Origin of the sequence: Pedobacter sp. Leaf170, from assembly GCF_920984665.1 — a bacterium.
GTDB lineage: Bacteria > Bacteroidota > Bacteroidia > Sphingobacteriales > Sphingobacteriaceae > Pedobacter.
This window is the reverse complement of record NZ_CAKLBP010000001.1, coordinates 936,367-949,459: the sequence shown is the minus strand read 5'-3', so window position 1 is coordinate 949,459 and position 13,093 is coordinate 936,367. Positions and strand designations below refer to the sequence as shown.

Sequence of the window (13,093 nt, the reverse complement as noted above, 5' to 3'; positions counted from 1 at the left end):
AAAAAAATCATTTGCCAAATTCCGCAATAAAATACCTCACCATCAGTGCTGCTAAAATCCATTCAAGCCACTAAAGAGATAATGCTAGAAAGCGCTTGACTTCGAATATTATCTATACAAATTATACCACATTTTGTTAAAATACCATTAATTAACAGGCAATATCTTAACTAATATTGCTTATACAATTTGCACCCTGCAAATCAACTAACCAAAATAATCTTTATGAAAAGTTTTTTACACACAACAGCGGTGTGCCTAACCTTTTTACTAGCCTTTACTTACCAACTCTTTGCCCAGCAAAGAAACATAAAAGGCGTAGTTAACGACGATAGTGGCCAACCCTTGCCTGGCGTTTCGGTGATGATAAAAGGTACCCAGCAAGGCACCTCAACTAACGGGGAAGGGCAATATTCCCTAAATGTATCTTCATCTTCTGCTATCCTGATTTTTAGGGCAGTGGGTTACGCAACACGTGAACTAGAAGCCAGCAGTTCAACAATCAATGTATCACTAAAATCAACTACCGGCGATTTGGATGAAGTTGTGGTAAAAGGATTTGGAGCCCAGCAGAAAAAAATTACCGTAACGGGTTCGGTCTCTACCATTGGCGGAAAAGAACTGGTATCTACCTCTGTATCCAATATATCCAATATGCTTATCGGTAATGCTCCAGGCGTGTCAGGTTTGCAACAAAGTGGAGAGCCCGGTCGCAATAATGCAGCCATTAATATCCGTGGAGTATCCACTTATGCTGGGTCAACAGATCCGCTTATCGTTATCGACGGAGTGCCAGAACCGCCTGAGCAGACCTACTCGAGGTTAAACTCAATGGATGCCAATGAAATTGAAAGTATTAATATTCTCAAAGATGCATCTTCCACTGCAGTTTATGGCGTAAGGGGTGCAAACGGTGTTATTATCGTGACCACAAAAAGAGGTAAACTTGGTAAGCCTGTTTTAAGCGCATCAACAAATTTCGGATTCACCACAGCAGCCAACTTGCCGAAGAATGTAAGCTCCTATGATTTCGCTTTAATGCGCAATGAGGCGATTCGCACCGAGCAGAGCACTTATGGTGTGTCTGCTTACAATGATTACCTTTTCGATAGCAACGATCTATGGAAGTTTGCCAACAACCGCGACTATACCCCTGCTGAAGTGGCTAATTATCCAGGGCTCACCAGTGCCCAGAGGGATGCGCTGAACGCCAGTCCTGCGCTATATTATTCTAGCCGCGATCTCTTTAAAGATCAGTTTGGTGGTAAGGGTCCACAGCAACAGTTTAACTTAAACATTGCTGGCGGTACTGAAAAAGTAAAGTATTATACCTCACTAGGCTATTTTTCGCAAGGCTCCATCCTTCAGAATACAGATTACTATGGCGCAAATACGAAATCAACCTATGACCGCTACAACTTTTTATCCAACTTTGACATCAACGCTGTAAAAAACCTGGCCATCTCGGTTAACTTATCCGGACAGTTCGGCACCATCGTTGGACCTGGTATCGATGGGGGAACCTCGCTCACTGACCGCTACAAAATCATTATGCAATACCTTTATGATACCAACGCCATGATGGCGCCGGGTATTATAGACAATAAACTCATCAACAGTATTGCAGGTAACCCAGGCACGGCATCGAATCCACTGGGACGTAAAATTGGAAGTTTACTGGGTAACCAGAATTCCATTAGAAACTTACTTGCCAGCGGAACAGAAACCACATACGATTCAAGATTAACCGGACGCATCGGGGCCAAATACACGATGGACTATTTAACTAAGGGTCTATCCCTTAGGGCTAATGTGAATTATGAAAACAATTACTCAAAAGCAACCACTTACCGGGTAACTCTTCCGGAGTTTTCTGTTCGCCGCAATCCAATTGATCCAAATATACTTGATTTTTTTGGTGGGGAGCGTACCTCTTCAGGTACGTTTAATCCTAATCCCAATCATAATAGCGTGAACCGTACTTTTTACGTGGATGCAGGTATTGACTATGCGCGTAGCTTTGGTAACCATAGCGTTACCGCCCTTGTGCTTGCAAATGCACAAAAATATTATCTGCCTATAGATAACTTTAACACCCCGTCAGGAAATATGGGACTTGTGGGCAATGTGGCCTATAACTACAAAGAGCGTTACCTGGCAGAAATCAGCGTTGGATATAACGGCACCGAACAGTTCGCTGAAGATAAAAGGTTTGGCCTTTTTCCTGCATATTCATTGGGATGGGTCGCTTCAAACGAATCCTTCTTTCCTAAAAACGACTGGATAACCTTCTTAAAATTCCGGGGCTCATATGGACTTAGCGGGTACGATAAAATTGGTGGCGACCGCTATGTATATCTTCCCAGTACTTTTGTGATCAATCAGCCAGGGTATTATTTTGGCAACGGTGACGGATCAACCCCAAATACGCTAACCACTGGAACAAATGAGAGTAAACTTGGTAACCCGTCGGTAACCTGGGAAGAAGAAACCAAAAGAAACTTAGGTCTGGAGGCGAAATTTTTTAAAAATAAACTCTCGTTAATCATTGAAGGGTTTAAAAATGACAGGACCAATATTTTCACCCAGCCTGGTACCATCCCGGCAAGTTATGGGGTCGCAGTAGCGAATGTACCAAGAGCAAACCTGGGCATCATGAACAACAAAGGTTATGAAGTAAGCTTAGGCTGGTCAGAAACCAGGGGACAGGTTGGTTATAACATCAACGCTTACCTGAGTTATGCAAAAAATAAAATCGTTTACAATGCCGAGGCCCTCAACCCATACCCTTGGATGAATACCTCCGGTTATAGTTTTGGTCAGTACAAAGGCTTTGTCTCGGATGGTTTTTACAATACCCAGGCAGAGCTTAACAACCGCCCTGTGCTGACTTATAATGGCAATCAGGCTGCCCTTGGAGATATCCGCTATAAAGACATTAATGGTGATGGTCTAATAGATGCATCAGATAGGGTGCCTATAGGATACACCAACCGGGCATTGTATGATTTTAGCTTGAAGACCGGCATCAATTATAAGGGCTTTGATTTAAACGTACTTTTCATTGGCAAAAGCAAAGGTTCATTTAATATCAATAACGGAATGAATCACCCATTTGTGAAAAATGCAGGAAACGCATTCCAATGGCAGTTTGACGGTAGATGGACCCCTGAGAAGGTTGCCAATGGGGAGAAGATAACTTTTCCAAGAGCTACCATCGCAGGTTCAGCCAGTGAGGCAAATAATTACCAGAATTCTGATTTCTGGTTAGTCTCTACAGCTTTCAAGAAGTTAAAAAATATAGAACTCGGTTATACTTTCAATACTTACGGATTCATGAAAAAAGCGCGCATCAGTTCCCTTAGGATTTACGCAAATGGCAATAACCTTTTCACTTGGGACAATGATTTTGATGAGATTGACCCTGAGCAAACCGATAGCGGAACTTCTTACCTTTTCCCGCTAACCAGGGCTTTCGTTTTCGGCGCCAATATTCGTTTTTAAACCTGATTATCAAAAAATATGAAAAAGATAATTTACTTCATCTCCGCAATAATAGGCGCGACTGGCCTTTATTCTTGCCAGAAAGAATTTTTAGAAAAACCTGAAACTACAGGGAACACAACTATAGAGACGGTTTTCGCCTCCTCTGTTGAGGCTACCAAGGCGCTCGCCAATGCCTACAGGACTTCTCTTTGTCAGGGTCTTTTTGATAATGGTGGCACCAATATCGGAAACGGCACACTATCTGGCATTTCTGGCGAAGCGATGCCTGGAGAAAGCTGGGCAGATATTTATGCTGCTTATAGTTTAGCAGGACTTACCTCAGAGCGCAGTACCGATAACTTTGCGAATAACTTTGTAGCCATCAGGCGTAACTATATTATTTCTGAAAACATTGATAAAGTGCCTGATATGGATGGCGCCACAAAAGCTTACGTAAAAGCTGAAATGGCTGGCTTAACCGCCTACCGTTATATGGGCATGTTCATCCGTTATGGCGGTGTGCCGATTGTGAATAAAACCTTTATCTCTTCAGATGATTTAGCTGTTCCTAGAGCTACCCTGCAGGCAACCCTTGATAACATTATTCAGCTAAGCGATGCCGCTTACGCCGGGCTTCCAGATAGCTGGCCGGATAAGTCCGTAGGCAGGTTGACTAAAGGCGCCGCACTGGCGATAAAAGCCAGAGCATTGCAATATGCTGCAAGACCCTTATTTAATTCGGCAACACCTTATTTAAGTTTAGGTGCAAACAACAATATGATATGTTTTGGTAACGTAAGCCAGCAAAGGTGGACGGATGCAGTAACCGCCAACGAAGCGGTCATTGCCTGGGGAAAAAGCCATGCTACCGACATCATCAATAGCGGAGGCGGTGCAAATACCCCTAATCCTAACGCACTTGATGACTACGGGACTGCAACCTCAACGCCCAATAATAAAGAAGTATTACTGGCCTATAAAGTGGATAATAATGCCAATAACGTTAAAATGTTCAAATTCTATATTCCTGTCCGAGGATCTTCAGGAAGAGGGGGCAATGACATTAACAACGAAAGATATCTAACTGATAATGCAGGGATGATCACAAATTTTCTTCGCATTTATTATAAAGCAGATGGTACTGATCAGGACTGGCCAAAGGTAGGAGACGCGGCAAGACCATATACCGACTACAATACGCGCATGCAGCAGATGGAGCCAAGATTTAAGGCAGACAATTATGCGCATGGGATTGATGCCTGGAATAACCCTGGAAACTCAGTCTGGTCATATGATAACATCAATTCAGGTGTGAATATCTCAGGATCCGGAAAAGGCGATGCACAGAGCACCAAATTTTATTACAAGGCCGGCACCCGTTCCTGGTTTGAGTGGCCACTGTTCCGTATGTCTGAATTCTACCTGAATTTAGCTGAAGCCTATAACGAACTGGGCAATACGGCCAAAGCGCTTCAAAACTTAAATATTGTGCACAACAGAGCAGGCCTTCCAAGTATTACCGAAACCGAGCAGTCTAGGCTTCGCCTTTTAATACAGCGGGAATGGAGTATAGAGTTTTACAAAGAAAACCGCAGGTATTTTGATGTTAAACATTGGAAACGTTCTGATATCGCCAGTGGGGTAATCGGCGGGCAGTATGAGGAATTCAGGTTTACTTTCGCGCCTGGCAAAAGCAATCCTGCCATAACCTCTGATATATTATCCTATACCAATAACAATACTTTGAGTCCGTATTGGAACGCAAAGATGTATTTAGAACCCATTCCACTTTCGGAGATTAATAAACGCATACTGGTGCAAAACCCAGGTTATTAAATGCTGAAAACAAACTAAGTAATTACAGGAAATATGACTAACCAATATATAAAAAGCACTGTTCTTTCCGCCTGTCTTCTGCTGGGCCTAGCGATGAATGTTGCCGCACAAAATAAGAGCCTAAGTGATAGCGCGGCAAGGGATACCGCGCGCATAGAGCCGGGGAGACTGCTTAATATCAAAAAAATTAACTCAACCGCTGCCGTCTCCTCTGTGGGCGGTGAGGATTTGTATAAAACGCCGACCATGAATTTAACCAATACTTTATACGGCAGGTTGAATGGCTTGAGTGTCAACCTTGGCTCAGGTGAGCCAGGTTATGATAACGCGGCGCTTGGGATCAGAGGCGTAGGATCGCTATCCTCGAGCTCTGCTGGTGGCTATAATACCTACAAAGTATTTGTCGACGGCTTTGAAACCAATCTCAATTACCTCGCTTACCTCTCCGCTGCAGAAATTGAAAGCATCTCGATTTTAAAAGATGCAGCAGCGCTTGCCACCTTCGGGATGCGCGGGGCTAATGGGGTGATTTATGTAACCACAAAAAGAGGAAAAATTGGTAAGCCGACCATTTCTTTTCAGGTAAGGACCGGCATTCAGAAAGCTATCAATATCAATAAACCCATTGATGCTTTCGGTTATGCTAGCCTGTATAATCAGGCCATCAGTAACGACAGGGGCAGGGTCTGGTCCCCTCTTTATTCGCCTGCCCAGTTACAAGGCTACAGAAACGGCACTGGAACCAATGTTGATTGGTTTGCTGAGGTGTTAAAAAACCATGCGCCATATACTGATGGTGACCTGAGTTTTACCGGGGGGGATGATAATGCCAGGTACAATATTGTGCTGGATTACGCCAACCAACAAGCTTTATATAATGTCAAGCAAACAGATGCGACTTCAAATTCGACAGTCAAACGTTATAACCTGAGATCAAACCTGGACTTTAAAATGTTTGACATATTTGAAGCTAAGGTAGATCTTGGCGCTAGAATTGAAGACCGTAAAGCGCCAAACTACAGCGGAGCCAACCTGTGGCAAAACCTCTCGCGTTACCCATCCAATATTTATCCAGTAAGGGATGGGGCTACCGGAAATTACTCTGGTACTTCGCTTTTTCCCGATAACCCCGTAGCATCTATCAATTCGCTGGGCTGGTTTTCTTCCCACAGACGCATCCTTCAGGGAAATTTTACACTCAAAGAGCGTCTGGATGAGCTCACACCAGGCTTATATTTAAGCCAGGCCTATTCCTTCAATAGCTATTCGCAGAGTAATTACTCTAAAACGGCAGATTATCCCCGCTTCTTTAATGGTCAGCCCGGTGGCCCGACAAATGTACTCACTCCGCTCCGGGCAACGGGCATGATTCCGGGAGGACAGGAAGACTGGAAACAGCTCATGGGTACAATCGGTTATGAGAGAAGTTTTGGAAAACACCAGATTTTATCTGCACTAAATTACCATCAGTCTGATTTTAAAACCGATGGCGGCGTCGATGCTTATATCTACCGTTACCAAAATATCAGTGGACGGGCTAACTATAGCTACGATAACCGTTATGTTGCTGAACTTGGTTTTTCTTACTTCGGCGCTGATGGTTATGCGCCTGGTAACCGGTGGGGATTTTATCCCGCGATTTCTGCCAGCTGGATAGTTTCCAACGAGGCATTCTTAAAAGATAGCAAATCCATCACGCTGTTGAAATTACGCGCATCTGCCGGAAAGACCGGAAGCATGGATTCAGAAACTCAGAATAGCGGACGCTTTCTCTATCAGCAATACTATAATAACAGTGGAACTTTTTACACCGGAAACTCCAGCATCACGGGTAACTCAGGCCTGAATCAGAATATTTTAGCCAATCCCGATATTTTTGCTGAACAAAGCCTGAAATACAACTTTGGGGCAGAAGTGAATTTGTTTAAAAAACTAAGCCTGTCGGCGGATGTATTTTTAGATAAGCGTAGTGGTATCCTTACCCGGGACAATACCATTACCGGAATTTATGGCACTATAAATAGCTTTGCCAATCTTGGAAAAGTAACCAATAAAGGCTTTGAACTTTCTGCCAACTTCTCAGATAAAAAAGGAGATTTTGGTTATGGCATCTGGGGACAGGTGGCTTACAATAAAAACAAAATCGACTATTTTGCTGAAATTCCCCAGCCATATGAATACAACCAGCAAACCGGGCGATCAATAGCCCAGAATTATGGCCTTGTTTCAAAGGGGTTTTATCAACTCGAAGATTTTAATGCTAATGGTTCTTTAAAAGGTGGCGCGCTGCCTGCCTTTGGGCTTGTTCAGCCCGGAGACTTAAAATACCAGGATTTAAATGGAGATAATATTATTGATGAAAAGGACATTACCTCAGTGGGCAAATCCCTATTTCCGGAAATGACCTATTCTTTTGGTGCAAACTTTAGCTATAAAGGTTTTGACTTAAGTGCACTATTTCAGGGTATTGGCAGTTCATCAGTGAACATTTTAAGTGCTGCCCCTAATCAGATTCAAGCCTTCGTTGGCAATGGAAATGTATTTCCGGTTGCACAAAATGCATGGGCTTATTACCCGGACCAGGGCATTGATACCAGGGCTAGCGCGAATTATCCACGCTTAACTACGGCCGCGAACAACAACAATTACCGCGCGAGTGACTTTTGGGTGAAAAGCAGGGATTTCCTTCGCCTGCGTAACGTAGAATTAGGTTATACTTTTAGTCCTGCTTTTGTTAAAAAGCTTTCGCTTGCTAACCTTCGCTTCTATGTAAATGCTGTCAATCCATTAACCTGGAGCAAGCTGGAAAAAGACTACGGATTAGACCCGGAAACGCTAGGCGCTTATCCAGGCATTAAATCATTCAATACCGGACTGTCGGTTACTTTTTAATTCTAAAAATAAAATGATGAAAATCAGAGCACCATATTTGACCCTCTTTTTCGCTGGCCTGCTGCTAATCAGTGCCTGTAAAAAAGATTTTTTGGATACCAGGATGGATACACTTCCAACACCTGAAACCATTCAGACCACTAGAAGCTCACTGACCGGCTTTGCGAATGCATTTTATGCACCGATTAGTTTTGCTGTAGGATTTACGACTTTAGACAATAGCTTTTTTGACGCTGCCAGCGATGATGCCCAGCAAACCCTAACCTTTGCCCAAGGGGTAATTCCTTTTAATCAGGCGACCTTGAGTGAGGCTAACCCTTCGACAGAGGTAAATAAGTATTATGCCTGCTATGAAGGCATCCGCGCGGCGAATTTCTTTTTGGATTATTCTAAAAACTGGAAAGCGATGATCAGCCAGAATCGCGATACCCTGACGGACGTGACGAACTACAACCGCGATAAACTCTTCATCAGTGCTTACCGTGGTGAGGCGCATGTTGCAAGGGCCTATTATTATTCTGAACTTATTAAACGCTATGGCGGGGTACCTATTGTTACCAAAACGCTGCAGCAGGCTGGTGGAGACTTAGCAGTGGCAAAATCCAGCTATGATCAGGTGGTGGATTATATTGTCTCGGAAATCGACACCTATAAAGACTCTTTAGTTGTGAGCTGGAAAACTAACGGTTTTTCAGACCAGGATGGACGTTTCTCTAAAGGTTCAGCGCTGGCGATAAAAGCACGTGTACTTTTATACGCGGCAAGTCCTTTACATAACCCATCAAATGATCCCGCCAAATGGGCAAGGGCAGCGGCTGCCGCCAGGGAAATTATCACTACCCCTGCATTTGGTTACGCGCTTCATACCGGAGGTTACGGGAATTATTTTCAGGGAAATAATTCACTCAGCAGCGCCGAAACCATTCTTGCTATTCGCAGGCCTGCATCCAATGATTTAGAGCGAGCCAATTATCCCATTACAACTACTGGTGGCGCGAGTGGGGTGACCCCATCGCATAACCTTGTGGCCGAGTATGAACTCAAAGGCAGCGCCGATGCTGCCAACATTTACGCGAACCGCGACCCAAGACTTTCAGAAACGGTGGTATTAAACGGCAGCAGTTGGAACGGTCGTACGATAGACCAGTCCGCGGGCGCTAGCGATGATATGGCTAAAACCAATACTTCTCGCACAGGCTATTATTTAAAAAAATTCCTGGCGCCAAATCTGGATTTAGTGAACAATGCCACCGCCCAACATCAGTGGGTAGCCATTCGTTACGCTGAGGTGTTGCTTAATTACGCCGAGGCGATGAATGAGGCTTACGGCCCGGATGGCACAGCACCTGATGCGCCAGCAGCGATGACCTCCAGAACAGCACTCAATATGGTGCGTTCAAGGGTAGGCGTGGCGATGCCAGCAGTTTCGACAGGCGGAAAAGATGCTTTCCGCGCAGCGATCAAACATGAACGCAGAATTGAGCTGGCCTTTGAAGATCACCGCTACTGGGATTTGCTTCGATGGAACGATGCCGCCACATTATTAAATCAGCCTATCAAGGGGGTTAAGGTAAGTAAAAATGCAAATGGCAGCTTCAATTATACCATTGTTGATGTTGCTACACGGACCTTCAGGGCTCCGGCGATGTATTACTTGCCATTTCCACGAGCGGAAGTTGTGCGCTCAAACGGATCAATTACCCAAAACCCAGGCTATTAATTTTAAAAGCAATGAAAAAAATATTTTATAATTCCGCCATTGTGCTTGCGCTGTGCGCCGTGGCGCTTTTGATATCCTGCGAAAAAAACGATCAGGACTTAGATTATGGTGATGCTAAAATTTATATGCCCCAGGGTTTAAGTTCAAACCTTAATTACCTGGTGCCAAAGGGACTGGATTCTGCTTCTCGGAACTATACTTTGGATACAAAGACTAACCAGCTCAAGGTGATTCTCGGTGTGGCTAGAAGTGGAAAGACCACTGATGAGGGCTACTCGGTAAATATCAGCACCAGGGCAGATACCATCAACACTTTGATAGCATCAAACATGCTAACTAATACAGTACTCCTCCCGGACGGACTCTACAGGCTTCCTGGAAGTATTTCCGTGCCTGAGGGGCAGAGCGCAGGCACATTTTTGCTGAGTATTGATGCCGCGCAGCTTAAATCGGGCTATACTGGAAAAAAAGTAGCGCTTGCGGTGGCAATTTCCTCGCCAAGTAAATTTTCCTTAAGTGCAGTGAATAATAAGGTTATCGTAGTTATCGACGTAAATGCGTTGAAACTTTGATAAAAGAATCGCTTACATCCCTAAAAATTTGAGTAAAAGCAAAAGAAATATAATGATAATCACCATTGCGCTTTTTAGCGCGATGGTTTTTTATATCCTTGGTAAATCAAACCTTAAAACACCGAAACAAAACTTAAATTTTTATGCAGCAGATGATCAGCGTGGGGAGTTATTGGCTAAAAGATACTGCAGCTCCTGTCACCAATTTCCCGAACCTGCCCTGCTGCCGAAAAACAGCTGGCGAGCTGCGGTACTTCCCGCAATGGGCATGTTTTTAGGAGTGGAAACCCCAAGCGTTTCGCTAAAGGCAGAGGGAGGGAATCTCATTCCCTCCAGTGCGCTATTATCCATAAAGGAGTGGCAGGCTATCAAAACCTATTATATTGATTCCGCCCCGGAAAGATTAGCTGAAGAGGAAAGAGAAGAAATTACGTTTGGCCTTCCGTCTTTTGAAGTACTATTGCCAAAGCAAGATATTTTCTATAGTAATCTTGCTTTAGCAACTTACGTGAAAATTAGTCCGGAATCCAACCATTGTCTGCTTATTCAAAACGGCATATCAAACCAGTTGTACCAAGTCAATGCCCGGCTAGATACTCTGAAATCTTCAAAGCTGCCAGGGACCTTAGTGGATATGGATTTATCTGCCAGGCCTAATCTTGCCACTTTCATTGGGGAAAATTATATGGCTAGCCAAAGCAGTGGCGGGCGCGTTTACGAGCTCAGTCCTGCTGCATTTCATCAGCTTTCAGGCAGAACACCGATATTCTCTTCACTTTCCAGGCCAGTAAAAAGTCTCAAAATGGACTTAAATGGCGACGGGTTAAAAGATATTTTAATAGGTGAGTTTGGAAGACTCACTGGCCAGCTGTTATGGGCGCAAGCGAGTAAGAATGGTACTTATAAAAAGCACATCTTGAGGCCGATGCCTGGGATAATAGATTTTATTATAACCGATGAGAATAGTGATGGTAAAGCGGACATTTACGCTTTATTCGCGCAAGGGGATGAAGGGATTTTTCTTTTTAGAAATCTTGGGAATGGTAAATTCGATACTGAAAAAGTATTGAGCTTCCCCCCGGTTTATGGATCAAGCAGTTTTGAACTTGTTGATTTTAACCAGGACGGCTTTAAAGACCTTTTGTATACCTGCGGGGATAACGCAGACCTCTCTCCGGTACTAAAACCCTACCATGGCATTTATATTTTTTTCGGTGATGAAAAAGGGAAGTTTAGAAAATCATTTTTTTATCCAATGAACGGCTGCTATAAAGCTATTGCCCACGATTTCGATTTAGACGGGGACCTGGATATAGCTTCTATCAGCGCATTTCCTGCCGCATCGAGCCCTTGGGAAGCGTTCATCTATCTCCAAAATCAAGGCAATCTATCCTTTAAGGGCTTTACTTTAGCTAAGAACGTCCCTTTTCAAAAAGGACTAACGATGGATAGTGGAGATTTTAACGGGGATGGGAAAATCGACCTTTTACTTGGAAACAAATATTACAGCTCGGATAAAGGTGGCGAAAGTCAGCCCTTATTTGTGCTGCTACAAAATACTTCGTCGGTAAATAAAAAGACCAAATGAAAACCAACCAGAATTTTTTAAAATCAGCCAGTTCATCTGCAAACCTCAGCGCGGTGGAGACTTATGCACCTGCGCTGGGGAATGCTTTCAAATGGTATATAAAGCGCATTTAAATTGAAGACCGGCGCATTACAATCCAGGAAGATAAGGCCAGGATTTTACTGAAGGACATTTTTTACGTTAAACAACCTTAAATACAGATATGAAACCATCATGATTTTCCAACCACAAAAACCAATGAATAAAATCATGATAGCTTCATAACCATTGAAAATAATTTTATACGGATGAAAAATATATTTACTTTACTCCTTTGCATTAGCCTGAGTTTATTAGCCAGCGCCCAGAAAAGAGTGTTGATCTTTTCAAAAACAGCGCGTTACCACCATGAATCAATTGATGCAGGTATCAAAGCGATAAAAAAACTTGGCCTGTTAAACCATTTTTCTGTAGATCAAACTACAGATTCCTGCGCACTAAACGAGAAAAATCTAAAGCAATACGCTGCAATAATCTTTTTAAGCCCTTCTGGAAATATTATCGACAGCGCAGGGAAAGCAGCAATCCAGAAATTTATTCGTTCGGGCAAAGGATTCGTCGGTATTCACGCGGCTTCCACGATAGAGAAAAACTGGAGTTGGTATGGAAAGCTTGTTGGCGGGGTATTCACCGGTCACCCCGAGCCTCAAACTGCAACCCTTCACCTAGAGGATAGCAACCATCCCGCTACTAAATTTTTTCCGCCATCCTTCTCCAGAAGAGATGAGTGGTATAACTTTCGGGACTTACAAACGGGGCTGCACGTATTGCTCAGCGTAGATGAAAAAAGCTACAATGGAGGCGAAAATGGCCCCCATCATCCTATCGCCTGGTACCATGACTTTGAAGGGGGAAGGAGTTTTTATACTGCGCTTGGCCATTTCCCCGAACACTATGAAGATCCTTTATTTTTAAAACACCTGCTCGCTGGTATACAGTATGCCTTGCAGCATTAATCCA

At 43.6% G+C, this 13,093-nt stretch carries 7 protein-coding genes; all 7 read left to right on the top strand.

Annotated features, from left to right (window positions below):
- The first annotated feature begins 225 nt into the window (after positions 1-225).
- Positions 226-3,504, top strand: coding sequence for a TonB-dependent receptor (locus LUA90_RS04305; protein ID WP_231460663.1), 3,279 nt, complete (start codon positions 226-228; stop codon positions 3,502-3,504).
- Between the two features lie 18 nt (positions 3,505-3,522).
- The gene (locus LUA90_RS04300) at positions 3,523-5,322 is read left to right on the top strand and encodes a RagB/SusD family nutrient uptake outer membrane protein (RefSeq protein ID WP_231490390.1); all 1,800 of its coding nucleotides are present in this window, start codon (positions 3,523-3,525) and stop codon (positions 5,320-5,322) included.
- 33 nt (positions 5,323-5,355) lie between these two features.
- On the top strand, positions 5,356-8,214 hold the full coding sequence (locus tag LUA90_RS04295) for a SusC/RagA family TonB-linked outer membrane protein (protein WP_231490388.1): 2,859 nt from the start codon (positions 5,356-5,358) through the stop codon (positions 8,212-8,214).
- Between the two features lie 13 nt (positions 8,215-8,227).
- Positions 8,228-9,934 carry a RagB/SusD family nutrient uptake outer membrane protein gene (locus tag LUA90_RS04290; protein WP_231490386.1) on the top strand — a complete coding sequence of 569 codons (1,707 nt, stop codon included), beginning with the start codon at positions 8,228-8,230 and terminating at the stop codon, positions 9,932-9,934.
- Between the two features lie 11 nt (positions 9,935-9,945).
- On the top strand, positions 9,946-10,506 hold the full coding sequence (locus LUA90_RS04285) for a hypothetical protein (RefSeq protein WP_231490384.1): 561 nt from the start codon (positions 9,946-9,948) through the stop codon (positions 10,504-10,506).
- 52 nt (positions 10,507-10,558) lie between these two features.
- Positions 10,559-12,094, top strand: coding sequence for a VCBS repeat-containing protein (locus tag LUA90_RS04280; protein ID WP_231490382.1), 1,536 nt, complete (start codon positions 10,559-10,561; stop codon positions 12,092-12,094).
- Between the two features lie 287 nt (positions 12,095-12,381).
- Positions 12,382-13,089 (top strand): ThuA domain-containing protein, encoded by a 708-nt coding sequence (locus LUA90_RS04275; protein ID WP_231490381.1) that lies wholly within the window; start codon positions 12,382-12,384, stop codon positions 13,087-13,089.
- Positions 13,090-13,093 lie beyond the last annotated feature (4 nt).